At 65.2% G+C, this 23,796-nt stretch carries 21 protein-coding genes and 1 tRNA gene; 13 read left to right on the forward strand and 9 right to left on the reverse strand.

Features of this window, described 5'->3' with window-relative positions:
- Nucleotides 1-148 precede the first annotated feature (148 nt).
- On the reverse strand, nucleotides 149-1,102 hold the full coding sequence (locus NDN01_RS07560) for a FecR family protein (protein WP_272626739.1): 954 nt from the start codon (nucleotides 1,100-1,102) through the stop codon (nucleotides 149-151).
- A gap of 118 nt (nucleotides 1,103-1,220) precedes the next feature.
- Complete coding sequence (locus NDN01_RS07565; RefSeq protein ID WP_272626740.1) at nucleotides 1,221-1,874, reverse strand: RNA polymerase sigma factor; 654 nt, start codon at nucleotides 1,872-1,874, stop codon at nucleotides 1,221-1,223.
- A 127-nt stretch (nucleotides 1,875-2,001) separates the two neighbouring features.
- Between NDN01_RS07565 and NDN01_RS07570 the strand changes: the two genes are divergently transcribed.
- The 5 genes from NDN01_RS07570 to NDN01_RS07590 all read left to right on the forward strand — a co-directional run bounded on the left by NDN01_RS07570 (nucleotide 2,002) and on the right by NDN01_RS07590 (nucleotide 4,193).
- Entirely contained in the window at nucleotides 2,002-2,727 is a 726-nt protein-coding gene (locus NDN01_RS07570; protein ID WP_272626741.1) for an outer membrane protein, read from the forward strand.
- Between the two features lie 132 nt (nucleotides 2,728-2,859).
- Complete coding sequence (locus NDN01_RS07575) at nucleotides 2,860-3,348, forward strand: BA14K family protein (RefSeq protein WP_272626742.1); 489 nt, start codon at nucleotides 2,860-2,862, stop codon at nucleotides 3,346-3,348.
- Complete coding sequence (locus NDN01_RS07580) at nucleotides 3,345-3,653, forward strand: DUF805 domain-containing protein (protein ID WP_272626743.1); 309 nt, start codon at nucleotides 3,345-3,347, stop codon at nucleotides 3,651-3,653. Before NDN01_RS07575 ends, NDN01_RS07580 begins: the two co-directional genes overlap by 4 nt.
- A gap of 64 nt (nucleotides 3,654-3,717) precedes the next feature.
- Nucleotides 3,718-3,912: a hypothetical protein gene (locus NDN01_RS07585; RefSeq protein WP_272626744.1), complete on the forward strand. Its 195-nt coding sequence runs from the start codon at nucleotides 3,718-3,720 to the stop codon at nucleotides 3,910-3,912.
- 204 nt (nucleotides 3,913-4,116) lie between these two features.
- A tRNA-Pro gene (locus NDN01_RS07590) sits at nucleotides 4,117-4,193 on the forward strand.
- Between the two features lie 66 nt (nucleotides 4,194-4,259).
- On the opposite strand, the gene NDN01_RS07595 is transcribed toward NDN01_RS07590, so the two are convergent.
- The 4 genes from NDN01_RS07595 to NDN01_RS07610 are packed head-to-tail and all read right to left on the reverse strand — an operon-like array spanning nucleotide 4,260 to nucleotide 8,165.
- The gene (locus NDN01_RS07595; RefSeq protein ID WP_272626745.1) at nucleotides 4,260-6,176 is read right to left on the reverse strand and encodes an asparagine synthase-related protein; all 1,917 of its coding nucleotides are present in this window, start codon (nucleotides 6,174-6,176) and stop codon (nucleotides 4,260-4,262) included.
- Complete coding sequence (locus NDN01_RS07600; protein WP_272626746.1) at nucleotides 6,173-6,451, reverse strand: PqqD family protein; 279 nt, start codon at nucleotides 6,449-6,451, stop codon at nucleotides 6,173-6,175. Before NDN01_RS07600 ends, NDN01_RS07595 begins: the two co-directional genes overlap by 4 nt.
- Nucleotides 6,452-7,330, reverse strand: a complete 879-nt coding sequence (locus NDN01_RS07605) for a sulfotransferase domain-containing protein (protein WP_272626747.1) — start codon at nucleotides 7,328-7,330, stop codon at nucleotides 6,452-6,454.
- Entirely contained in the window at nucleotides 7,314-8,165 is an 852-nt protein-coding gene (locus NDN01_RS07610; RefSeq protein ID WP_272626748.1) for a hypothetical protein, read from the reverse strand. The genes NDN01_RS07605 and NDN01_RS07610 overlap by 17 nt, the downstream gene beginning before the upstream one ends.
- Before the next feature lie 243 nt (nucleotides 8,166-8,408).
- Here NDN01_RS07610 and NDN01_RS07615 point away from each other — a divergent pair, with 243 nt between their 5' ends.
- A complete protein-coding gene (locus tag NDN01_RS07615; protein ID WP_272626749.1) occupies nucleotides 8,409-8,564 on the forward strand; it encodes a hypothetical protein in 156 nt (51 codons plus the stop codon).
- Nucleotides 8,565-8,803: 239 nt separating this feature from the next.
- On the opposite strand, the gene NDN01_RS07620 is transcribed toward NDN01_RS07615, so the two are convergent.
- Both NDN01_RS07620 and NDN01_RS07625 read right to left on the reverse strand, forming a co-directional pair.
- Entirely contained in the window at nucleotides 8,804-10,756 is a 1,953-nt protein-coding gene (locus NDN01_RS07620; RefSeq protein ID WP_272626750.1) for a sensor histidine kinase, read from the reverse strand.
- The gene (locus NDN01_RS07625) at nucleotides 10,743-11,411 is read right to left on the reverse strand and encodes a LuxR C-terminal-related transcriptional regulator (protein WP_272626751.1); all 669 of its coding nucleotides are present in this window, start codon (nucleotides 11,409-11,411) and stop codon (nucleotides 10,743-10,745) included. The genes NDN01_RS07620 and NDN01_RS07625 overlap by 14 nt, the downstream gene beginning before the upstream one ends.
- A 443-nt stretch (nucleotides 11,412-11,854) precedes the next feature.
- Between NDN01_RS07625 and NDN01_RS07630 the strand changes: the two genes are divergently transcribed.
- The 6 genes from NDN01_RS07630 (at nucleotide 11,855) to NDN01_RS07655 (ending at nucleotide 21,182) form a co-directional block, all read left to right on the forward strand.
- The gene (locus NDN01_RS07630) at nucleotides 11,855-13,414 is read left to right on the forward strand and encodes a ShlB/FhaC/HecB family hemolysin secretion/activation protein (protein WP_272626752.1); all 1,560 of its coding nucleotides are present in this window, start codon (nucleotides 11,855-11,857) and stop codon (nucleotides 13,412-13,414) included.
- A gap of 14 nt (nucleotides 13,415-13,428) precedes the next feature.
- Complete coding sequence (locus NDN01_RS07635; RefSeq protein WP_272626753.1) at nucleotides 13,429-18,207, forward strand: beta strand repeat-containing protein; 4,779 nt, start codon at nucleotides 13,429-13,431, stop codon at nucleotides 18,205-18,207.
- A 26-nt stretch (nucleotides 18,208-18,233) separates the two neighbouring features.
- Nucleotides 18,234-18,398 carry a hypothetical protein gene (locus NDN01_RS07640; protein ID WP_272626754.1) on the forward strand — a complete coding sequence of 55 codons (165 nt, stop codon included), beginning with the start codon at nucleotides 18,234-18,236 and terminating at the stop codon, nucleotides 18,396-18,398.
- 120 nt (nucleotides 18,399-18,518) lie between these two features.
- Nucleotides 18,519-18,680, forward strand: coding sequence for a hypothetical protein (locus NDN01_RS07645; RefSeq protein WP_272626755.1), 162 nt, complete (start codon nucleotides 18,519-18,521; stop codon nucleotides 18,678-18,680).
- A 290-nt stretch (nucleotides 18,681-18,970) separates the two neighbouring features.
- On the forward strand, nucleotides 18,971-20,584 hold the full coding sequence (locus NDN01_RS07650; protein WP_272626756.1) for a SulP family inorganic anion transporter: 1,614 nt from the start codon (nucleotides 18,971-18,973) through the stop codon (nucleotides 20,582-20,584).
- Entirely contained in the window at nucleotides 20,568-21,182 is a 615-nt protein-coding gene (locus NDN01_RS07655) for a ParB-like protein (protein WP_272626757.1), read from the forward strand. Before NDN01_RS07650 ends, NDN01_RS07655 begins: the two co-directional genes overlap by 17 nt.
- A gap of 21 nt (nucleotides 21,183-21,203) precedes the next feature.
- On the opposite strand, the gene NDN01_RS07660 is transcribed toward NDN01_RS07655, so the two are convergent.
- Nucleotides 21,204-22,154, reverse strand: a complete 951-nt coding sequence (locus NDN01_RS07660; RefSeq protein WP_272626758.1) for a DUF808 domain-containing protein — start codon at nucleotides 22,152-22,154, stop codon at nucleotides 21,204-21,206.
- 244 nt (nucleotides 22,155-22,398) lie between these two features.
- Here NDN01_RS07660 and NDN01_RS07665 point away from each other — a divergent pair, with 244 nt between their 5' ends.
- On the forward strand, nucleotides 22,399-23,718 hold the full coding sequence (locus tag NDN01_RS07665; protein WP_272626759.1) for an efflux RND transporter periplasmic adaptor subunit: 1,320 nt from the start codon (nucleotides 22,399-22,401) through the stop codon (nucleotides 23,716-23,718).
- The last annotated feature ends 78 nt before the right edge of the window (nucleotides 23,719-23,796 follow it).

Raw genomic sequence — 23,796 nt, forward strand, 5'->3', positions numbered from 1 at the left:
TGTTCATTCCCAAAATCGAAGCTGGATGGCGGCGCGGTGGCTCGAATCCGGTCAAGGCCGAGCCGAAAATCGCACTCCCATAGGCTGGTTTTCGATCATCCCCAAGCTATCGCGCAGTGCGCCGTCCGCTAGAAATCGTGACCTGCACCTAACGCCGGGCCGGCACGATTGCGCGCTGGCCATTGCGTTCCTCGATTCTGATCGGGAGGAGCTGCTCCAGCTGGTGGTCGAGCGTCGCCGGATCGCCGATCCTGATAACCCCGGTCACGCGAATATCCCGCAGCGCCGGGTCGACGCTGACCACCCCGCCGTCATAGCGTGCCAGATCGCGCGCGACGGCGTCGAGCGGTCGATCAGTATAAACCAGCCGCCCCTGCATCCAGGCAAAAGCATCGTCGACATCGCCGCGCGAAACCGTGTCGGCCTTCGCTCCGGCGGGGCGCAGCAGCGCTGCACCGGCAGGAAGCCGGGTCGTCTCCGCACCCTTCGCACCGGATACCGCCACCAGCCCGCGCCGCACGGCCACGCCGAACATGCCCGACTGGTTCAGGACGTCGAATTCGGTTCCCAATACCCGGATTTCGCGGCCGCCGGCCGCAACGACGAAGGGGCGCTTTGCCTCGTGCCTGATATCGAATGCGACTTCGCCTGAGGCCAGTTCCGCGGATCGCTTGTCCTGGCCGATATGGACGGTGACTTCAGTGTTGCGGTTGAGCACGATCCGCGAACCGTCGGCCAGCGTCACGGTGCGCGTGCCGACGGCATCGGTGCGATAGGTTTCGCCCGACGGGCCGAACCGAAGCAGGCCGGACTGAAGCGTCACCGCGCCGACCATCGCCGCGGCAACGGCGGCCGGAAGCCAATAGCGATATCTGGCCGATCGCTCGGCGCGTCGGGCGCCCAGGTCGATCACCTCGGCTGAGGCATGCTCTTCAGCATCCACCAGCGGAAGATCCTCGCTTTCGATCCAGATGCGTTCGACCGCCGAATACGCCGCTGCATGCGTCGAATCCGCCTCCAGCCAGTCCTGATGTTCGAGCCAGACCGACTCGTCATCGCACTCCCGGAGCCTGACGAACCAGGAAACGGCCTCGTCTCGCATCGCTTCGCTAAAATCCGTTAGGGTCATAGTTCCTGCTTTCCGAAGGGCGACCCAGCCAGCTTCAATGACGAAGCCCGGCGGCCCCCACCGCAATGAAAATCGATGTGCCGAAAGTTCATCACCCAACCCTCGCGACGAGATGCTTGAGCGCGCGCATCATGTGTTTCTCGACGAGGCTGCGCGACACGCCGAGCTGCGCGGCCACTTCGCTGTGCGACAATCCTTCGAGCTTGTGCATTCGAAAGGTTCGCTGGACCGCCTCGGGCAGGTCGGCAAGCGCGTCACGAAGTCGGCGCAGCCGATCGCGCGCGATCATGACCTCGTCGGCCGGGACACCCTCGCACACCTCCTCGCCGCTCGTGACGACGGTGCGATTCACCCGGCGCCATTCAGCATCGCGGGCAGCGCGGGTACGTTCCTGGCGCAACCGGTCGAGCATCACATTGCCGCAAAGCCGGTAGAGATAGGCGGCGGGATTGCGAACTTCGTCGTTGGCGGGCTGGGATGCCACGCGAAGCCAGGTTTCCTGCACCAGATCTTCGGCCTCGGCTTCGCCCACCCGCGCCGTGAAATAGCGCAGCAAGCTCGCCCTGCGCTCCATGAAAATGGACAATAGCGGATTGAGTTCGCTCATCGGATCAAGCTGATGTCCCTCGCAACGACAGTCGTAAGGCGCTGCCAAACCGCTGTCGATTCCGATCAGCTTCGGAAACAGACGGAGCAAAACGGCCACCGCCTCACAGTTTTTTTCTCGTGCTTCCCGACGAAGCATCCGTCAGCCGCCCGCGTCATTTCCGCGATGCAAATTTCTTTGAGGTGGTCCTGCCACGACACCGTCTCAAGCCTCGCAGCCCGGGATCGAATGGGCTGTGACCCAATTGCATTGCAAGGACACGACAATGTTTTCTCGTTCGACTACCGGCACCACCGGCGCGGCAGCCCTGGCCTTCGCGCTTGCCGCGACGCTCCCCACTTCCGCAGCGTTCGCGCAGACCGACGCCGCGCCAGGCACCTATGTGGTGGTCCGTGCCGGACCGCAGCTCGATGCCGACCTGCACATGAAGGGTGGGGATATCACATCGCCTTCGACCTTTCAGAAGAACACCGATTTCAAGACCGGCCTCGTCGGCGAAATCGGCCTGGGCTACGATCTTGGCGGTTTCCGCTTCGAGGGCACGGTGGGGTATGACACCGCCGGCGCCAATCTCGAAAAGCTCGCCAGCAAGCAGATGGCTGCGAGCGGTCGCCTCAAGACGCTGAACCTCGGCATCTCGGGCTATTACGACCTCAACCTCGGCGGCGGGCTGCGTCCCTATGTCGGCGGTGGCATCGGCGTGGCGCGCACCACGGTGAACCTCTCGCGCATCAGCGCCGTGGCGCCGACCGCAGGCACCGGCAGCACCCTGAGGGGCAGTGACTGGGGCTTCCGCTGGCATCTCGACGCCGGCGCCGGCTTCTCGCTGTCGCCCGCCACCGTCCTGGAAGTCGGCGCGCGCTATTCGAACGTCAACCGCCTCAGCATTGACGGCACCATACCGAACAGCACGGGCGCGCCCGTGACCCGGCAATACAAGCCGCGTGCGACCTCCACGGCGTTGCTGGTTGGTCTGCGGCAGAAGTTCTGAGATGCCGGATGCGTCCCGCTGCTCCCCGGACAGCACAGGCGGCGGGACGCATGAATCGGATCGAGCTTTGAGGTGATCCCTCGCCGGCTTCGTCATCTCAGGGAAGACCCGGCGTCAAACGTCGGCAAGCGAATGCGGTTGCGCAGCAATTTCACGGTGAGATCGATGAAGATGGCTATTCCCAGATTCCGCAGATTGTCTCTTTCAGTTGTGATGGTGGCGTATTTGTCGGGCGCTGTTTCCGTCGATGGCATCGCCTATGCGCAAGACAGGCAGGATTCGCCGCGGCGTGAACGGGGCGGTGACAACTGGTCGTCGCGCGACTGCGACCGCTTCGAAAATCGCGATTCCCGCTGGTGTCGGCGCGATCGGGACGATGAGCGGCGCCGCCATGAAAAGGAGCGCGAGCGCCACAAGGACGATGTCGCCAAGGGCGCGGTCGCAGGCGCGGTAGGTGTGCTCCTTGTCGGAGGGATCGTCGCCGCGCTCGCGAGCAGCGGAAAGGACAAGGAGAAGCGCGCGCGCGAGCGGCGGCGCTACTGCGTCGATCGCTACGGCAGCTATGACGAGCGGACCGATACCTATCGCGCGAGCGATGGCCGCTGGTATCCGTGCGAATGACCGCCGAGACGGAAGAGCGATGGGTGGCGATCGCCGCCCATGCGACGCGACCGCTCCTGCTCTACGCGCGCTTCAGCGGCCGCGCATCGCGGGAAGAATTCGGCTGGTTCCTGCTTGCCGCGCTGCTGATGCTGGCGACGAGCTATTTGCTCGACTGGCTGATACTCTCCTCATCCGCATGGGCGCATCCCGATTTCTTCCGCCTGTCGAGTATGGCACTGCTTCTGTCGCCCACGCTGGCCGTCACCGTCCGGCGCTTGCGCGACATCGCTTCGGAACCGCGCTCTGTTCAGTGCAAGGAGTAGCACGCATAGGATCTGGCCGCAGGTCATCGGGCAAGGGCATGTCCGGTCCGGTGGGAGAATGACAATGCGGGATCCGCTCAGGCTGAATCCGGCAGCAATCGTGACGGGTGCAGGAAGCGGAATCTGTCGTGCCGTCGCGCTTGCCCTGGCTGAGGCAGGGCGGCGCGCTGAGCTGGCTGGGCGACCTCGCGAGGCACTTGCCGGGACCGCTGTGCTCAGCGCGACGCCGATGCTGGCCGTGCCGTGCCGTGCGATGTAGCCGACGCGGGGTCGGTCGACGTTCTGTTCTACGAGGTATTCGAGGCGTTCGGCAGGGGGCGACCTGCTCTCAGCATGCCCTTGTTCGGGCGAGGGTGACCCTTGCCGACATCGCGACTTCCCGGCCGTTTCGAAGCCGTTCTCGCAGTGGCTGGTTCAGGGCCCTTGCTTAGCTGGGCGCGCCCGCCTAAAGCCGCCCTCCAGTCGGGGAGTGGCGCAGTCCGGTAGCGCGCCTGCTTTGGGAGCAGGATGTCGCAGGTTCGAATCCTGTCTCCCCGACCATTGCCGTTTTCAGAAGTCCCTGAGACTCCCGGAGGGCCCCAGCCGCCGCGGCAGTTTCGGGAATCCCTAAGCCCGGTTGGAACCTTCGACAAACCGTATGAAGCGGGCTGCCGTGATCGCGCGGGGCAGGGCATGTTGTATCAGGTTTATGCTGTCCCTGTTCCCGGCGCTATCCGGCGTCCAGTTCTCCAGCGCCGTGCGCAGCTTCGGCAGATCGAGCCGACGCGCCATCGCCGGGTTCTTCGCCAAGGCTGCCAGTTCGTCGATCAGGGCGTCGCGATCGCGCGCGATCCTGACCGACCAGTCGGCCGCCTGGCGGCCGCGTCGAGTCTCATTGAGCACCATGTCGGGAATTCTGCCCCGCAGCATCCGGCGTGCCAGCCAGCGATTCCGGCCGCCGCGCAGATATTGGTCGTCGGGAATGCCGATGCAGAGTTCGACCAGCGGGCGGTATGCCGTCGGATCCCGGCTGGGGATGCCGTGGATCAGATCGAGGCCCTGCCTGATATCGCCAAACTCGCTCATCGAATTGCCGAAACCGGCGATGCGATATGCCCGGCTCGACCGCAGGGCGCGGAAAGAGACGTCGTGGCCCATCTCGCGGGCCCGATCCTGCACCGCCATCTCACGGGCATAGTCGGGATCGAGCGGGCACCAGCTATCGAGCGCATCACCGTCGCCCGCTGAATGCCGCCCCGCCCAGCGTCGATACAGGGCATCGGGCATGAACGGCAGCAGCGCCTGCGATGCGAAGGTGCGGGCGAGCGAACGATCGCCACGCACCGCATTCAACTCGCGCGCCAGCCGCAGCCATCGGCCACGCGCGAGCCACGACGGAAACGCACCCTTGCCGTCGAAGCTGAACGACAGGTTCCCGAGCGCGCCGAGCAGCAGGACATCGCAACCCTGGGCCTTGGCGCGGGCGCGCAAGGCGTGAATCCAGTGGAGGTTCATGGCGTTGCGCGGCGACGCGCCGGCCATCAGGAACATCGCGGAAAGCTTGTGATCGAAGGACAGGCCGGCAGCGTCCAGCGTTTCGGTTTCGAGCGCCGGGTACATGGCGGCAAGTGCCGCGACATGGTGGCGTTCGTCACCAAAGACGGAGGGAGGTTCGATGCCGTCCCAGCCGGCTTCGGGCACGCTGGTCAGGCCGAGCAGGGGCCGGTCGCCGCCCGTCGCTTCCATGGCGAAGGCCGCCACCGCCTGCGAATCCAGCCCGCCACTCAGGCTGATTGCTGGCCGGGCAAAGCCATGCAGCGCGGCCCTGGTACCATCGAGCAACAGTGCATTCGCCGCTTCGACATAGTCGGCGTCGCGTTTCAGGCGGATGTCGGGCAGTGTCGCGCAATCATAATAGCGCCGCGTCACCATCCTGCCGGGCGTAATGGTGGCGTGCGTGCCGGCCGGAAGGCGCGTGACATTGCGGTACCAGCCGCGCTCCTCCTCGATATAGTTCAGATAGAGGCTGTCGGCGATCTTCTGCTCGTCGATTTCGGGCGTGATGCCCCCGCTGGCGAACACGATCCGCGCGGTCGAGGCGACAATGACGCGCTCGCGGTCGTGCCAGACATGCAAGGGCGGCGCCTGCAGGGGGGAACGCGCAAGACGGACACGGCGCTCGCCGGGGTGCGCAAGGATGGTGGAGAACTGGCCGACCGCCCGCAGATCGATCGCGTCGCCCCACCGGGCGTAACCGGCGGCGTAGAGTGTCGCGGCGTCGCGGGTGGCGATGTCGAGGTCCCGGCGCAAGGTGTCGGTGTTGTCGAGATAGCCGTTGAACAGGACATGCGATCCGCATGGTGCGACCGCCGGTCGCCATGCGCGCGCCAGCACTGGCTTCGCGCAATGCGCCGCGAACAGCGCGCCATCGGTACGATGATGCCCGACAGCCACATCGATTCCTGCGCCGAGCGACCGGGTAAAGCGATCGACAACTCCCGGATCGACCGGTTCGGCGTGCCAGTTGAGGTAGAGCCCGATCACGCCGCGATCACGAAGCCCGCTTGCTCTAGCTCGCTGAGAAACGCATCGACATCGGCGGCGCAATCTTGCGGGTCAATGTCATGGCTTTCGGCCAGCAGGGCGGCGATCGCGGCGAGATCGCGGTGCCCATCGATCGCTTGCCAGATCGCTCGCCCGGTGTCCTTCAGGGCATTGAATCGCCCGGTATCGACCTTCATCAGTACGGACTCTCCGTCGATGTCGGTCTCCAGAAATTGCCCGATATTCTTGCGAAAGATCACCAGTCCGGCCTCCATTCAGTCGGCTTCGGCGTATCCGAAGCGGCGCATTACGGGAAGGTGCGCTGATCGGATTCGATCGGCCTGTGCGATGGACAAATGGGCCAGCCAGTCGCCGGCACGTCCGCTGCGGAAAAATTGCGTCGTGCGGCGCGGCGCCTCGCGAAAGCCATGCTCGCGCTCGGCAGACTGGAGTGCCTCGATCTGGCAATGCCGCACGGCCTGGTCGATCCTGTCCGGGACGATGGTGGTCTCCGGTCGTGCAAAGGCGATCACTCGGGCAAGCGCGCCGGCGGTATCCGCCAGCATGTCCTCATAACGGAGCACGAGGACCGGAATGTCTGACTGATCCACCCAACTCGATACATGCGCGCTCCAATCGCCGAGATGCTGCGGGATCTGCGACGACGCGCGCGTGCCGATCGTCATCGCGGGATCGCATAATTTGGCCACCGCGCGCTCCATGTCGGCATGGCCGTCGTGAAACGCATTCGACACCGCGACGTCGAGCGGGTTGCGAATGATGTACACCGCCACGCCCGACGCGGCGGGCGGGAAAAGCCAGCTGCCGTCCTCCAGGCGTTGCTGGCGGTCATGGACCTTCAGCCACACTGGCGCGGCATTGCGACGGGCCATGACATGGTAAACCTGCGGTTGCAGCGCGAGTGCTTCGTGCGGCAGCAGGTCGCTGCTGGATAGCCCCAGGAAATTGTCGAACAGCCAGCGCGACCTGGCCACGCCCCGGGTGACGCCGGGCGCGTTGATGTCGTGCGGGTCGTCGGTCTCGGAGAAATAATTGGCGAGCAACAGCCTGAGCCAGGTGTTGCCCGACTTGGGATAGGAAGCGAGCCAGTCGATGCGCCCGCCGGTCTTGGGAATATCAGCCGTGGGTGCCACGGATATCGGCCTCGATCATGGAAATGCCGGCGGCGAAGTCCGTCGTGTCGCGCGAACGGTTGAATCGCGAGATGGTGATTGCCGAACTGAGGCGCGAAGCTGTAGCGAAATAGTCCGCCTGATCGGCGATCGCACTACAGAATTGCGGGCGGTAATAGGCCGAGCGTAGTGCTGCAAAACGGTCCGCGCCAATAATCGGCCCGATGCCCGGATCGGCGTTGACGACGCTTTGCAGCATGTAGAGCCGGCGGATCGGCAAGGGCTGCGCATCGAACGGGATCTGGTCCGCGACATAGAATTTGTCGATGCCAGGCCGGACGGCGTCGTCCGACCGTCGGTCGGTCAGCGCGAGTGCATCCGCCCACAACTTCAGCCGCCTGTGGCCGGGGACCGCCATCACCTCGCCCGGCTCGGTCAGGTCCAGCACCAGGACATCGTCTGAACAAACCGTCAGGCCGCGTCGGGCGAGGGCCGCGGCCAAGGTCGATTTTCCCTCGCCAGAGACGCCGGTAAAGGCATACACGCCGCCGGCATGCGATACGGCCGACGCATGCAGCGGGACCAGTCCGTTCAGCCAAGCGATCGCGCCATAGACCGAACCGTCGAAGAACAGGCTCACTTCCTTGTCGGAAACGCTGGCGGCGCACGCATAAATGGTGCCGGCGCCGCGACGATAATGGAAGGCAAGGCCCATCGGCAATCTGAGCAGGAAGGCGTCGCGTGAAATCTCGTAGGTCCGGGTAACGGTCAGCGCGTCGGGCAGCGATTCCGGCACCGCCCCCTCGCGCAGCACAGTCTCCGCCTGCAGCCGCGCCATGCCGGGAGATGTAGCCATAAGATCGGAAGCTCCCCGTTGTCGCGGTGGGCCCTATAGAGTCGGCATCTCGGGAAAGTCATCAGTTTTTTGGACATTGATCCCTGGCTGAAGTGCCGATGGGCGACGCGCCGGTATTTCCTCACTCTTGCCGGCACGATCGAGCAGATCCGGGACTCCTGCGACGCGATCTGAAATGCCCCAAACACAGTTGCTTATTCGATATTGCTTCCCTATTTCGCGCCCTCTTTCCTGGGAGCGAAAATGAACATCACCGACATGCCCGACACCGAACCAAAACCCAAGCTGCTCTGGACAGCGCCCAAGCTGGAAACGCTCGGTGACATGAACGACACGATGCTGAGCGTGATGCAGCCGCCCAGTGATGGATCCTTGTCGCCCACCCGCATACCTTCCTGAGACACACGCCAGCTCACCAACATAGCGGCGGAGATTTCGTCACGATCGGGAGTATCCCCGGCGCCGGTGGCTATCCGGCGCCGGGCCTCTGAGGCTCTTTTTTGCCAGGCTGAAATTGAACACCAAGCGATAGGCCCGACACCGCGCCCAACGAGGGAACCGGGTCGCTTCACAACCACACATCCTGAACGATGCGTCCGCGGGGCGCTGCGGTTGGCGACATCGACACCATGAGCGCGTCACGCCGGTTTTCGGGCATCATCTTCCGACATCGAATCCCGAAGCACTGACGGCTGGCGGATCGGCAGGAACAGCGTGAACCGCGTCCCGGCGTCCCCGGATCGGACGTTCACGCGTCCGCCGATGGCCGCGGCACGATGGGCCTGATTGTGCAGGCCGCGACCACGCCGCGCCAGGGCAGGATCGAAACCCCTACCATTGTCGGCGATGCCGATCACCACCTCGCCGTCCGCGACCCGGGTACCGACCCGTACCTCGCTTGCATTGGCGTGTTTGATCACGTTGGCGAAGGCCTCCTGCAGGATGCGCAGGATGTGAAGCGAGTGGCGCTGGTCGAGCCAGGCGAGCGGTGGCGCCTCGGTGACTTCCCAGCGCAGGCGGATATCCGTGGTCTCGAGCCGGGGCTGCAGGCGGAAACGCAGCGTGCCGAGCAGCAGCAGCAGGTCGGTCTCCACCGGTTCCATCGAATCGATCGTAAGCTTGAGATCGTCGATACAGCTCTTGAGCAATTCGGCGATGGCGGCCTCGTCCAGTTCGCCATGTTCCACTACGCGCAGCGCGGTGATCAACGACGAGCCAAGCCCGTCATGCATGTCCTGCATCAGGCGCTGGCGCTCCTGATGGATGAGTTCGCGCCGCTCGATCTCCCGTCGTTTCTGGTGACTTGCGAGCAGTTCGGCCTCGCGTTTCGCGAGTCGGTCGGCGAGGACGATGTTGGCGCGTTCGACCTCGCCCACCGCGACCGTATAGCGGCTGAGGATGACGTGGCAGAACGCGATGGTCATCGCGGTTTGCGCATAGACGGACAGGAATATGTTCTCGATATTGACGAAGTTGTTCTGGAGCATCCAGTCATAGGCCCCGAGCAGCGCACCGAGCACGCCCCAGGCGGCAAGCGCGCATCCCTGCAGCGAGCGAGCGCGCCAACTCCAGTAGAGCCCGTTCAGGCAGACGAGATTGCCGATCACGAACATCGCCGGATACATCAACGGCGCGACGATGGTCGCGTCCTGCGAGCCTGCCATGAGCGGTAGCGTCGCGATCGCGAAGAACGCCGTTATGATGGCCACCGTCCAGGTCAGCAGCGTCTGACGATGCAGGTGGATTCTGATCAGGAACAGGTGGACGCTTGCGACGATCCACATGATCGAATTGACGGTCAGCCAGCCAAACCAGGCATCGGAAATCGGCAGACGATCAAGCCCCATGTAATTGTGCATCGTCCGCACGAACGTGGCGACGGTCACGGTGAAGAACAGCAGGTAGAGGGTTTCCCGCCGCCGGCCGAACCAGACGAACAGCGCGAAGATGCCACTCGCTAGAAAGGCTGCGCTGCCGATATACGGCAACTGGGCCTGGAAGAAGTTGCGCACCATGTAGGCGGGACCAACTTCCGCATAGCTGCCGACCCAGAGGCTCGACAACGCACCGCCGATGCCGCGAACATGACGCAGCCGTACCACGATGTCGCGTGGCGGCGTGCCGCCTGCGGTGTCATCGAACGCTATCCAGAGCGGCTGGTTCGAGCCATTCCATTGCAGGTTCGCATGCGACTGATAGTGGAGGGCACCGTCGACATAGATCGCGATCTCACCGTCCGTCTTCCAGCGTGGGATATAGAGATAGGCCTCGGGGGGAGGATGGGCCCCGGCGGGCAGGCGGAAATGATACCAGGTGGTTTGGGTCGGCGTGATCGAGACATCATCGGCTTGCCCCGGCAGGATCTTGGGGTGTGGCGCATAGGGCAACTGGACGTGGTGCCAGGTGCCCATGATCAAGCGTGGATCTACCGTGCGGGGCGGCCGCGCATAGCCATCGGTGTATTGGATGAGGATGTTCGCGTCGGTGAGATGAATGCCGTTTGGCTTGCTCGCCGAGTAGATGCCGACCAGCGTCGCAACCACCGCCAGCATGACGAAGGCGTAGTTGCGAAGATCTCTAAAGAATTCCATGGCTTCGGGCTTCGAAAATTGCTTCCGCCTTCGATTTCACCTCTAGCTTCTGGTAGATTCGCCGAACAAAGGTCATCACCGTGTTACGAGAAATCGACATGAGTTCGGCGATCTCGTCATAGCTGAAGCCCTTGGTAATGAGCTGGAGCGCTTCGCGCTCGCGCGGCGACAACGGGGCAGCCAGCGGTGCCAGCGCCTCTGGCTGAGGCTCGTTGGGGCGGAAGCGCAGCAGGATCTGGCGCGCGATACGCGGGCTGATCGGGCTGCCGCCCGAATGGAGGCAGCGTATTTCCTCGGCCATCCTCTGGGCCGAGCTGTCCTTGAGCAGATAGCCCGTGGCACCTGCTTCGATCGACGGGATGACGTGCCGGTCGTCGGCGAAGGTAGTGCTGACCATGATCCCGCAGGACGGCCACGCGACATGGGCCGCGCGGATGACATCGATCCCCGATCCGTCCGGCAGGCCCAGATCGACGACGAGAATATCGACCGGCTGGCCCTCCAGCAATCTGGACGCCTGGGCGACATTGTGTGCTGTGCCCGCGAGGATCATGTCGCCCGCTGCGACAACCGCGGCGGCAAAACTGTCCTGAAACGAAAGATCGTCCTCGACGAGCGCGACACGCAGGATGGCCGAACCGTTGGTCGCAGTCATCGGCCGATCCGTTCCCCCGCAGGCGCTCGCCCTCCCAGGCCGCTATCCAACGGCTTGTTCGAACCGGTTTTACCATAACCGGGCTGGGCGTCATGTCGCTATTTATAGCGATATGTGGATCTATTTCTTCACCCTAGAAATGATCGCGAGACGGGGTGCCGGACGCATGGCGTTCGAAATGACAATCAGCCTTGTCACCGTTCGACCGCCGGGGGAGCGACGCGATGCTAGCGGGGATATCATGCGACGGCAGCATCGCTGGCCGTATGGCAGCCCGGCATAGGATAGGTCGTCGGACGGTCGCGGGTGTCGGGCTGTTGGCAGGCGCGTCGGCCGGGATTCCGGTTCTGGCTCAGACCGCGAGCCAGATCACGCCCCCGACCTATGCTCCCCCCGTCGAAGGACGATCCACGTCGCCATTGGTATTGCCAACGGACGCGCTCATGGCGCCGCCCGCCGGGGCCGAGACACTGTTCGTGACACCCGCGGGCGTCGAGACGGAGGACGGGGCATTGTCATCCGCCACCCTCGCTGCCTTGCGCGAAAGCCTGGTCGGCAAGCGGATCAGCATCGCCGCCATCTTCGCGGCGGCGGGCATGGCGGAGGCTGCCGAGGCGCGGCGGGGGCGCGTCCTGCTGCGGGTCGTGGTGCCGCGGCAGGATATCGCCGACGGGGCGACGATACGCTTCGCGGTCGTCGAGGGGTTTATCGAACGGGTCGACCTGTCTGGAGTGCCGGCGCGGGTGCGGGGACGGATCGGCACGGTACTGGCGAACCTGACCGGGCGGCCCGACGTGACGTTGGGGCAAATCGAGCGCCGGCTGACACTGGCTGCCGAGGTTCCTGGTGTCGTGGTGCGCTCAACGCTTGCGGCCGGCGTGCGGCCTGGCGGTACCGTGCTGAGAGTCGACGCCACCTGGCGGCCGGTCAGCGGTTTCTTCACCGTCGACAACTCGCTCGGCGCGACGCTGGGGCGCGAGGCATTCGGGGTCGGCATCGATCTCAATTCAGTGTTCGGGGCGGGCGAGGCCATCTATTTGCGCGCCTCCGGCCTTCCGACGCTGGGTCGCGAGACGAGCTTTCTCGATTCCACCCCGCGCAACCGTGCGCTCGCGGTGGGTGCGATCATACCGGTCGGCCGCGACGGTCTCGCGATCACGGTAGAGGGCACCGACGCGCGTACCGCACCACGGCACGACGTGTCGCTTCCCGGGTTCGCCAGCCGTTTCCGCCGTCTGTCGCTGGCGGTGCGCTATCCTGTCGTGCATCGACGGGCGCTGACAGTCGGTGTCGAGGCTCGCCTCGATGCCGAAGATGAACGTGTCGGGATCATTACCCCGGCGATCCTGCCGCTGTCGCTCGACCGGCTGCGCGTCGCCCGGACCAGCCTGGATGTGAGCGCGTATCTGCCCGGCGGCGGCAGTGCGAGTAGCCGGGTCGAGGCGTCCTTTGGAATCAATGGACTCGGTGCCCGGTCCGCGGCTGACGCAAGTGCCGCGCTGCCGTTGTCGCGTGCGGGCAGCGATGCCGATTTCGCCAAGCTGCTGCTGTCGGCGAGCATCGACGAGCCGGTCGCCACTCATCTGGTGCTGGCGTTGCGCGCGCGTGGGCAGACAAGCTTCGGCCGCCCGCTCGGCAATGCAGAACAGATCGGCGTGGCGTCGCTCGACGCCATCTCACCGCTATCGTCAGGCACGCTTCAGGGCGATGCCGGCTATGTTGCTCGCGGCGAAGCGCGGAGCCCCTTTGTGTTCGGGCGAAAAGGCCTGTTGGCCAGCGTCGCGCCCTATGCGTTCGCCGCCCAGGCGCAGGTTAGGCTGATGCAACCGACGATCGTCGAGCGACGCAGTGCGGATGCATTCGCCTATGGCATCGGGCTGCGGCTGGCGGGGCAGGCCGCACGCGGTTCTCCCGGCGTGTCGACCAGCATCGAATTTGGCCGAGTCCACCGGGACGGATTCACCTCCGGTCGCGCCGCCTTCACCCTTTTCACCCGCTTCTGATCGAGGAAGTTCTAATGAATCGCATGCTCCCGCTCGCGCTGCTCACCTCAACCGCGCTGATTCCTGCCACTGCCATCGCGCAGGAACTGCCGACCGGCGGCCAGCTTCAGGCCGGCGCGGCCACCATCGCGAACCCCTCGGCAGGGACGATGCAGATCACCCAGACGAGCGACCGCGCGATCATCAACTGGCAGAGCTTCTCGGTGGGGGCGGGCGGCCGCGTCGATATCAGCCAGCCCGGCGCGACGTCGGCGCTGCTCAACCGCGTTACCGGCAACACCACCAGCGAGATCGCCGGGCAGATCACCGCCAACGGGCGCGTGTTCCTGGTCAATCCCAACGGGATTCTGATCACCGCGACCGGGAGCGTCAGGGCGGCGGGCTTCACCGCCTCGACTCTCGACATTGCAGACCGTGATTTCATGGCGGGTTCGGACGAACTGACGGTCACGGCGCCGCGAGCGGGGCAGGAGGTGCGCTATATTCGCGGCGGCTTTGCGGGGGCGATGCGCGGCGATGCCCGCGGCCTGGTCCAGGCGCGGTTGCGGTCGCTCGGTGCCTCGGGCGAGCAGGCGGTGGACCTTGGCGGCGACGGCTTCCTTCAGGTCAAGGTACCGTCCGCCGGCGTGACGGTCGCGGGACGCATCACCGCTGACAACATTGTCCTTACCGCAGGCAGCGCGCGCGACATGGCGCGCGGCGTGGTCAACGTCTCGGGGGTGCTCGACGCGACGAGCATCTCAAGCCATGGCGGTACCATCTCGCTTACCGGCGCGACGGTGAAACTGACCGGTGCAACCCTCGACGCTTCGGGCGCGACGGGCGGCGGGGCGATCCGTATCGGCGGCGACTGGCAGGGGTCGGGCACGCTCGCGCATGCCACGCAGCTGGAGGTCGATGCCGCCTCGGTGATCAGGTCGGACGCGACCCGGGCCGGCGATGGTGGCCGGATCGTCCTGTGGTCGGATGAGCGCACCCAGTTCGCCGGGACGATCAACGCACGCGGCGTAGGGGACAGTGCCGGTGGCGAGGCTGAGGTCTCGAGCAAGGGTCTGCTCGGGTTTGGTGGCGCGGTCGACCTTTTCGGCGCGCGGTCTGGCACGCTGCTCCTCGATCCCTACAACGTCACGATCGTGGCCGGCTCGGGCGGCGCGCTGTCGAGCGGGACGTACACGCCCGGCGCCAATGATTCACAGATCGGCGTGACGACGATCACCAACGTGCTCGCGGCGGGCACCAATGTGACGATCACCACGGGGTCGTCGGGGTCGCAGGCCGGCAACATCACCGTCAGCTCGGCGATCAGCTGGTCGGGCAATGCCGGCCTGACGCTCACTGCCGCCAACAACATCGTCGTCAACGCGGCGATCACGGCAACCGGCACCGCCAACGCGAACAAGAAGGTCACGCTGAACGCCGGCAACGACATTTCCACCAGTGCCACCATCTCCAGTGTCGCCAACGGCACGGGGAATGTGATCTCGCTCAACGCGGGGCGCGATATCACGGTCGGCGGGGCGATGACGGCCAACGCCGGCACCGGCACCACGATCAACCTCACCGCTGGCCGCAATATCGGCATCACAAGCACCATCTCGGCGACCAGCACGAGCGGCGGCACCGTGACGCTCACCGCCGGCAACGACACCTATACGGGCGCCACCGTGTCCGAAAGCGGTAGCGGTACGATCTCCGCCAACCGCCTGCGGCTCACGAGCGGCGCGACCGCACAGGCCGACAAGGCGGCGTTCACCCTCAACGGCGCGAACAATTCGATCGTGACGCTCGCCGGCTCGGTCGGGTCGCTCAGCTACACCGGTCGCAGGCAGCTGATCGTCGGCACGGTCACTACCGCGGGTCTTACCGCCAACGGCGCCATCTCGCTCACGACAACCAATTCGAGCGGGATACAATTCAACAGCGCGGTCGCGACGTCCGGCACGCTGACGCTGAATTCGACGGCTCCCCTGGTCACCGGTGCGGGAGGAAGCGTGAACGTCGGCAAGTTCGTGCTGGCGGCCGGTGACTGGCAGCAGGTGGCCGCCGTCCTTCCCGCCTTCTCCGCTGGCGATTTCCAGGTCGCGGCCAGCGGTGCGTCCTTCCTGCGCGCGACGGGGGGCAATGGCAGCGCCGCCACGCCGTATCTGCTGGCCGACGTCTATGGCCTGCAAGGTATCGGGACCGGCGGATATTTTGCCTCTTTCAATTACGCGCTCGCCGGCAATATCGACGCGAGCGGCACGGCCGGCTGGAATGGCGGCGCGGGCTTCGTGCCGATCGGCGGCGGCACGTCGAGCAACATCTTCCAGAGCGGCGTGTTCGACGGCCGGGGCTTCACCATCGCCGGCTTGACGATCAATCTGCCGGGCGTGAACTCGGTGGGCCTGTTCGGCGCCAGCGGCACCGTGATCAAGAACGTCAATCTTACCGGCGCCGATATCACCGGGGCTTATGGCGTCGGCATATTGGTCGGCAGCGCTGACGGTAGCGCCACGATCCTCAACTCCTCGGTCGCCGGTGCCGTTCACGGCACGCTGAATAACAATAGTCAACTCGGCGGCCTCGTCGGGAGCAATGGGGGGCTGATCGACGGATCGTCCGCCAATGTCACGATCGACACCGCCACGGCCTATTCCAGCGGCGGGCTCGTCGGCTCGAACGCCGGCAGCATCACCAATTCCCATGCGGCGGGAACGGTTTACGGGGCACAGTGGGTTGGCGGGCTGGCCGGCTATAATAGCGGTACGATCGACACCTCCTATGCGTCGGCAAATGTCGTCGGCAGCCCCGACGGTGCGGCCGGCAATTCTTCGAACATCGGCGGGCTCGCGGGGCTGAATGACGGCGCGATCAGTCGTTCCTATGCCACCGGCGACGTCGTCGGCGGCACCGCGGTCGGGGGATTGGTCGGTACCAACGGCGCATCCTACGCGGCGACCATCACGAGTTCCTATGCGCGCGGCAACGTCACCGGTTCCCAGCAGGTCGGCGGGCTTGTCGGTAGCAACGGCAAGATGTCCTATGTCTGGAACGGATCGGGGGTCACGCCCGTCACGGTCGCTGGTTCGATTACCGGGTCCAACTATGGGGGAGGGACCGTCACCGGCGATTTCCTGGCGGGCGGATTGGTTGGAGAGAATTTTGCCGGCTCGATCACGCAATCGTTCAACAGCGGCACGGTGGTCGGGGGCCAGTTCACTGGCGGGCTGATCGGACGCAACGACGCCGGCGCGACTGCGAGCGGCGTGTATTCGACCGGCACCGTGACCGGGTCGGCCTATGGTGTCGGTGGTCTGGTGGGCGAGAATTACGGTTCGATCGGCGATGCCTATTCGACCGGTGCGGTCGGCGGCACCGCCGGCTGTTATTGCTACACCGGAGGCCTTGTCGGGCTGAACAGCGGTACCCTGCAAAATGTCTATGCGACCGGTGCCGTGAGCGTGGGCGTCGTTGTCGGCGGTCTGATCGGCAGCCAGTCCGATGGAAATGTCAGCAACGCCTATTGGGACAGCTATTCGACGGGCCAGGGCAGCGCCTTTGGGTCGACGACTTCGGGCAGCGTGACCAATATCCTGTCCGTCACGTCCGATCCGACTCAGTCGGGTGCGGCGAACTATGCCTACAAGGCGGGCGCCTATGCCAATCTTGCGGCGGCGGCCGGTATCGGCACCGCGACCCCGACCGGCTTCGTGTTCCTGGCGGGCAATTCGACGCGACCGTTCCTTGCCTTCGAAGTACCGACCAGCTTCACCACGACCACGGATGCCGGCGGGCGTCTGCTGATCTCCAACAGCCACCAGTTGCAGTTGATCGGCTATGATCAGGCGCGCCTGTCGGGCAGCTACAGCCTGGCCGGGAATATCGACCTGACCGACACCGGTGCGGTCGTCGCAGGGACCCCGGACTCCTATTCGGGGATGTGGGCGGGGACTGGCTTCGTGCCGATCGGTACCGATGGCCTCGGCAATGTCTGGAACGGCACCAGCCACGTGCTGCTCGCCAACGTCACCAGCGGCATCTACGGCTTCACCGGGACGCTCAACGGCAATGGCTTCACGCTGTCCAACCTGCGCATCAATCGCTCGACGCTCAAGAATGTTGGCCTGTTCGGCCTGTCCTCGGGCACGCTGAGCAATCTCAATGTAAGCGGCAGCGTCAACGGCCTGAACGGTGTCGGCGGTCTGGTCGGGATACTTTATAATGGCGGCAGCGTCAGCGGGAGCAACAGCGCGGTCAACGTCACTGGCAACAATCTGGTCGGCGGGCTGGTCGGCAACCAGAGTGACGGATCGAGCATCACCCGAAGCGGCGCGAGCGGCACGGTCAGCGGCGTCAGCAATGTCGGCGGACTGGTCGGCTATGCCTCGGGCGCGACGATCACGCGGTCGTTCGCGACCGGCACAGTGGCGGGCACCAACTATGTCGGCGGGCTGGTCGGTTATCAGTACAACTCAACGACCGCCAACAGCTATGCCACCGGTCAGGTCGGTGCATCGACCAATACCGCGGGCGGGATGATCGGCTATCTCTACGGCGGCAGCCTTGCCAACAGCTATTCGACCGGACTGGTGATCGGCACGCGCAACGTGGGCGGACTAATCGGGCAGAAGGCGAATGGCGCAACCGTCACGAGTTCCTACTGGAATGTCCTGACCAGCGGGCAGGCGACCAGTGCCGGAGGTGCCGGCCTGACCACAACACAGATGCAGGCCCCCCTCAGCTATGCCGGTTGGGACTTCGTCACGATCTGGAACACCCCTAACGCCAGCGCCTCTCCGGCACTCCGCCCCTGATCCTCCTCCTTTCGCGAGACCGAACGATGACCACCCACGACAATCACGATATCCCGGACGCCGCGCTGACACCCAGGCGACCCTGGACCACACCCCGGCTCGAAAGGCTCGGCAGCATGGACGACACCATGCAAGATGCCACCCAGCCGCCCAATGACGGATCGGCATCGCCCAGCCTCCACGCATCCTGAGCGATGCGCCACCGGATGGCACGATCCTGCTGAAGACGCGGTTCTATCGCGCCTCGACTGAAACCCCGTTTGCGAGGAGGTACAGTGAGAGAGATTGTCGGGTTCGCCCTTTGCGGAACAATGTTCCTGATCGCGCTTGGAAGCGTCTGGATGTTGGCGACCCGTCGTCGTCGACGCCGGCGCATTCCCAGGCAGCGCCTGAATATCGTCGCCAGCGTCCAGAACGCCGACGAGCATGATGTTGCGATCGCGCATTTTGCCCTTGGCAGGCGCCGGGCCTGAGCGCTTTCCGATTGCCTTTTCGGTGTAGCTCTTAATTGAAGCGTCTTCATGATATGAAGGTCGTGGATGACGGGTGCATCGATCGAGATGACGCTGGAGTTGCGGGTATCTGAGCTGCGAAACGCCAGGGCGCCTATGCTGTGGGGGTTCCCGCCATCGCGCGTCGCAGCATCGGCGCAGATTCGGCGGCCCTTTCTCAGGTCGAACGATTGGCGCACTGGATATTCGTCGACGGAAGGGGTGTCTTGAAGACGCCCTTCAGTATTGCGGCGATCCCTCCTCAGGCCGCCATGAACGTTGTCGCGGGCCTCTCCGTGGCCGGGCTGATGCTGCCGGAAGCGGTGGCTTATGCGGGCATCGCCGGGTTCACGCCGGGGCGGGCCATTCTCGCCGCGCTTGCCGGTGGCGTGGCCTATGCGGTGCTCGGGCGCAGCCGTTTCGCGATCGTCGGGCCGACCTCTTCCTCGGCCGCCATTCTCGCGGCGGCACTGGCGACCCTGCCGGGGAGCCCGGCCGACCGCGGCGCGATGGCGACGGTGATGGTGGCGATCGTCGGAGCGCTCTTCGCGCTCATCGCGCTGTTCAGGCTCGGCAGCCTGTCGGCCTTCATCGCACGGCCCGTGCTGCGCGGTTTCGCCTTCGGCTTGGCGATCAACATCATCATCCGCCAGGTGCCGCATTTGCTCGGGCTGAAGGTCGCTTCGTCCTCCACGCTGGCCCTGCTTGCCGAGATCGCTTCGAATCTCGGCCGGACGAATATCGCAAGCATTACGATCGGCGTGGTCGCACTGGCGCTGCTGCTTGGCTTGCGCGCGACGACTCGCCTTCCTGCCGCGCTGATCGCCCTGATGCTGGGCGTCGCCGCGTCGCGAATGATCGATCTGACGGCATTGGGCGTGGCCTCGGTCGGGCCGATCGATTTCACTCTTTCCGCCTGGACCTTGCCTGACTTCAGCTTCGCGCGCTGGTCGCGCCTTGCGCAGCTCGCCGCCCCGTTGACGCTGATCCTGTTCGCTGAAAGCTGGGGCACCGTTCGAACGGTCGCGCTGCGCCACGGCGATACGCTGTCCGCCAATCGCGAGTTCGGTGCGTTCGCCGGCGCCAACCTGTTGTCTGCACTCGTCCAGGGCATGCCTGTCGGCGCCGGTTTCTCAGGTGCCTCGGCGAATGAAGCCGCCGGCGCGACGAACCGCCTCGCCGCGATCACGGCGCTGGTCGCGCTCGCGACGGCGGCATTGCTGGCGGGGCCGACGATCGAGGCGCTGCCCGAGCCGTTGCTGGCAGCGGTGGTGATCGCCGCGCTGACTCATGCGCTGTCGCCGGCACCGCTCACGCGATTGTTCATGATCGACCGCGACCAGTGGATCGCGCTGGCGGCGGCATGCGGGGTCATCCTGTTCGGGGTGCTCGACGGAATGCTGATCGCGGTGGCATTGTCGATCGGCGCGCTGCTCAACCGTCTTGCCCATCCGGTGGTAAGCGAGCTTGGCTCCCTCGACGGCGGCCATGACTTTGTCGACCGCGCGCGCCATCCCGAAGCGCGGGCCGTGGCGGGCATGGCGATCTTTCGCCCGAACGCGCCGCTTTTCTTCGCCAATGCCGAACAGTCGCTCGGCACCATCGTGACGAAGGTGCTGGCGCGGACCGGCGATACGGATGTCGTGCTCAGCCTGGAGGAGAGCGACGATCTCGACAGCACCGCGCTGGAGGCGATTGCCGAGTTCGAAAAGATGCTTGAGGCGAAAGGGTTGTCCCTCCACCTCGCACGGGCGCATGATCGAGTCCGCGACGTGCTGGTAGTGGCCGGGTTCGATCGCCTGGCTGACGGCGCCTCGTTCAGCGTCGCCGATGCGGTGCACGCGGTCAGGGCTGGGAAGGGAAACGACCATGTACAACCTGCTTGAGCCGCGCCTGCAGCCAGTCCCGCTCGCCTCGCTGCGTCCGACCCAGATGACGGTCGGGATGATCGAGGTTGACCGCAAACGACGGCAATGGCTGGATCATGTCGCCGCGAACGGGCCCGATTTCCTCGGCAGCCATATGATCCCCGTGGTGCTTGGGCCGAAGAAGGTGCCGTGGCTGATCGACCATCATCACCTGGCGCGCGCGCTGCATGACGAAGGGGTCGAGCATGTGCTGGTCAGCGTGGTCGCCCGGCTGTGCGACCTGCGCAAGACGGAATTCCTGACCTTCATGGACAATCGCAACTGGCTCCACCCCTATGATGCGAAGGGGACGCGGTGCGACGTCACGGACATGCCGCGCTCGCTGGGCAAGCTGACCGACGATCCCTATCGCTCCCTGGCGGGGGCGGTGCGGCAGGCGGGCGGCTATGCCAAGACCGACACCCCCTATTCCGAATTCCTCTGGGCCGATTTCCTGCGCGGGCGGATCCCCGCGAAGATGGTGGCGGGCAAGTTCGAAAAGGCAGTGAACAAGGCGCTGGAGGTCGCGCACGGCGAGGAGGCGAATCACCTGCCCGGTTATTGCGGGACTTTCTGACCGGCGGCAGCCCCGGCCGGATCAGTGAGCCTGAGGCGCGTGACCGGCTTTACGCGGGATCAGATGAAGCACCGCGACGATGACGCCACCGACGACCATGCCGACGATCGCCGCGCCGACCGCGCCGACCAGCCACTCGACCAGCCCGGACGCTACGGGCGAAGCGTGTCCGACTGCCTTCGCCACATCGTGCAGTCCATGCGAGACGACTCCGAGGCCGAATTCGCTGAGCCCGTGCACGATGAAGCCACCGCCGACCCAGGCCATGGCGACCACGCCGAGCGTCGACAGACCCTCGAGCAGCAGCGGCATCGCCCGCACCAGGCCGCGACCGATCGCGCGGACACCGGCCGAGCGGCGCCTGGCGAGATGCAGGCCGATATCGTCCATCTTCACGATCAGCCCGACCACGCCGTACACGCCGACCGTGATCGCGATACCCACCGCGGCAAGCACGACGCCCTGCATCAGCACCGATTGTTCAGGGATATCGGAAAGGGCGATGACCATGATCTCCGCCGAAAGGATGAAGTCGGTGCGCACCGCGCCGCCGACCTGGCGCGATTCCAATTCTTTCGGATCGGTGATCCCGACCACTTCCCTGGCATGGCTCGTGCCGGTGACGGCCTCGACAATCTTCTCGGTCGCCTCGAAGCAGAGATAGGCGCCGCCGATCATGAGCAGCGGCGTGATCGCCCAGGGTGCGAAGCTGCTCAGCAGAAGCGCTGCCGGCAGGAGGACGAGCAGCTTGTTGCGCAGCGACCCCGCGGCGATCTTGGCGATGATCGGTAATTCGCGATCGGGCGTCAGGCCGACGACGTAACGAGGGGTGACCGCGGTATCGTCGATCACCACGCCCGCCGCCTTCACGCCGGCCCGACCCGCCGCCGCCGCGACATCGTCGACCGAGGCGGCCGCCAGCTTGGCGATCATCGCGATATCGTCGAGCAGTGCTACCAGACCACCAGGCATTCGATCGCTTTCCCTTGTTGTGTCGACCGCTGGTATCGCATTCGGCGCGAAGCGCCAGTGGATGGATGGCGGAAGAGAGGACGGGAAACATAAATCCCGCGGGCATTCTACCCCAGGTCCTGAAATCCCGCCCGCCTTCCGTTCCCTTTATTCAAGCAAAATGGGCCAGGCGACTGAGATCAATCAGTCCTTCCTGTCAGAATCAGGTCATTCCAATGAAATTGGATTCACTTGACTGCTTCTCATGTCGGTTCGACACTCAGGCACCACGGCTGGGAGCGGCATCATCGTCGAACCATCGCAAAGTCCCGACATCGAGCATAACGATGCCGGCCATCCGGCGGATACGATCCAGCGGTCGCCGCGGAGCAGGCGCAACGCGCTGTTCGTCATCCTGGCGGTGATTGTCGTGATTGCCGCCGTCTGGTGGTTTGCCGGCCGCGAGCCGACGAAGGGCGGAGGCAGCAGCGGCAGGGGTCGCCCGGCGACCACCGTCGGCGTCGCGAAGGTCACCCGAGCCGACGTGCCTTTGACGCTGTCGGCGATCGGCACTGTTCAGCCGGTCGTGGCGGCGACGGTCCGCGCGCAGATCGCGGGCGTGCTGCAATCGATCCGCTTCACCGAAGGGCAGGCAGTTACCAAGGGCCAGTTGCTCGCACAGGTCGATCCGCGCCCGTCGCAGCAGGCGCTGCTTCAGGCGCAGGGCACGCTGGCGAAGGATCAGGCACTGTTGAACAGCGCCCGTGTCGATCTCGTTCGCTACCAGACCCTGCTGGGACAGGATTCGATCGCGCGCCAGCAGGTCGACACCCAGGCCGCATTGGTCAAGCAATATGCCGGGACGCTCGCCGCCGATCGCGCCGCGGTGAACGCCGCCGCGCTCAATGTCGGCTATACGAGGGTCATCGCGCCGGTGTCGGGACGGGCAGGGCTGCGGCAGGCGGATGTCGGCAACTATGTCACACCGGGCGATGCCACCGGCATCGTCATCATCACCGTGGACTCGCCGATCGATGTCAGCTTCGCGATCCCGCAGAGCGATCTCGCCAAGGTGCAGATGGCGGCGCGCGCCGGTGGCGGACTGGCCGCGACGGCGCTCGACCAGAATGGCCAGACAGTGATCGCCCAGGGGCGCTTCCTGACGCTCGACAATGTCGTCGACACCACGACCGGCACGGTCAAGGGCAAGGCACGGTTCGATAATGGTGCGGGCACGCTGTTTCCCAACCAGTTCGTCAACGTCCGCCTGCTGATCGGCATGGCCAACCAGGCGATCGTCGTTCCCGTCAGCGCGGTGCGGCACGGGCCCAATGGCGATTTCGTGTTTACCCTGGTCCAGGGCAATGTCGCGCGGCTGGTCAAGGTGACGTCCGGGGCATCGGATGGCGCCCGCACGGTCGTCACCGCCGGGCTGAACGGCAACGAGACGGTCATCACGGACGGCGCCGACAAGATCGATGACGGATCGAAGGTTGTGCTTGCCGGCGCGCAACACGGCGCGGGCGCACACGGGGGCAAGGGCAGGGGCGGTGGGGGCAAGCGAGCGCACGGCACGGCGCCGTGACCGATATCCCCAGCGACGCCGCTCCCCCGCAATCCGGCACGCCGGCGGCGAGCCCCTCGCGGCTGTTCATCGAACGCC

This window comes from Sphingomonas sp. QA11 (assembly GCF_028473665.1).
In the GTDB taxonomy this organism is placed as follows: Bacteria; Pseudomonadota; Alphaproteobacteria; order Sphingomonadales; family Sphingomonadaceae; genus Sphingomonas; species Sphingomonas phytovorans.

Bases quoted from the DNA above. Each gene is read 5' to 3' on its own strand.
- NDN01_RS07575 (WP_272626742.1), top strand. From the start codon at position 2,860: ATGCGGTTGCGCAGCAATTTCACGGTGAGATCGATGAAGATGGCTATT.
- NDN01_RS07620 (WP_272626750.1), bottom strand. From the start codon at position 10,756: ATGGAATTCTTTAGAGATCTTCGCAACTACGCCTTCGTCATGCTGGCG.
- NDN01_RS07585 (WP_272626744.1), top strand. From the start codon at position 3,718: ATGCGGGATCCGCTCAGGCTGAATCCGGCAGCAATCGTGACGGGTGCA.
- NDN01_RS07565 (WP_272626740.1), bottom strand. From the start codon at position 1,874: ATGCTTCGTCGGGAAGCACGAGAAAAAAACTGTGAGGCGGTGGCCGTT.
- NDN01_RS07645 (WP_272626755.1), top strand. From the start codon at position 18,519: ATGTTCCTGATCGCGCTTGGAAGCGTCTGGATGTTGGCGACCCGTCGT.
- NDN01_RS07640 (WP_272626754.1), top strand. From the start codon at position 18,234: ATGACCACCCACGACAATCACGATATCCCGGACGCCGCGCTGACACCC.
- NDN01_RS07610 (WP_272626748.1), bottom strand. From the start codon at position 8,165: ATGGCTACATCTCCCGGCATGGCGCGGCTGCAGGCGGAGACTGTGCTG.
- NDN01_RS07660 (WP_272626758.1), bottom strand. From the start codon at position 22,154: ATGCCTGGTGGTCTGGTAGCACTGCTCGACGATATCGCGATGATCGCC.
- NDN01_RS07635 (WP_272626753.1), top strand. From the start codon at position 13,429: ATGAATCGCATGCTCCCGCTCGCGCTGCTCACCTCAACCGCGCTGATT.
- NDN01_RS07655 (WP_272626757.1), top strand. From the start codon at position 20,568: ATGTACAACCTGCTTGAGCCGCGCCTGCAGCCAGTCCCGCTCGCCTCG.
- NDN01_RS07665 (WP_272626759.1), top strand. From the start codon at position 22,399: ATGTCGGTTCGACACTCAGGCACCACGGCTGGGAGCGGCATCATCGTC.
- NDN01_RS07615 (WP_272626749.1), top strand. From the start codon at position 8,409: ATGAACATCACCGACATGCCCGACACCGAACCAAAACCCAAGCTGCTC.
- NDN01_RS07570 (WP_272626741.1), top strand. From the start codon at position 2,002: ATGTTTTCTCGTTCGACTACCGGCACCACCGGCGCGGCAGCCCTGGCC.
- NDN01_RS07630 (WP_272626752.1), top strand. From the start codon at position 11,855: ATGGCGCCGCCCGCCGGGGCCGAGACACTGTTCGTGACACCCGCGGGC.
- NDN01_RS07650 (WP_272626756.1), top strand. From the start codon at position 18,971: ATGAACGTTGTCGCGGGCCTCTCCGTGGCCGGGCTGATGCTGCCGGAA.
- NDN01_RS07600 (WP_272626746.1), bottom strand. From the start codon at position 6,451: ATGGAGGCCGGACTGGTGATCTTTCGCAAGAATATCGGGCAATTTCTG.
- NDN01_RS07625 (WP_272626751.1), bottom strand. From the start codon at position 11,411: ATGACTGCGACCAACGGTTCGGCCATCCTGCGTGTCGCGCTCGTCGAG.
- NDN01_RS07560 (WP_272626739.1), bottom strand. From the start codon at position 1,102: ATGCGAGACGAGGCCGTTTCCTGGTTCGTCAGGCTCCGGGAGTGCGAT.
- NDN01_RS07580 (WP_272626743.1), top strand. From the start codon at position 3,345: ATGACCGCCGAGACGGAAGAGCGATGGGTGGCGATCGCCGCCCATGCG.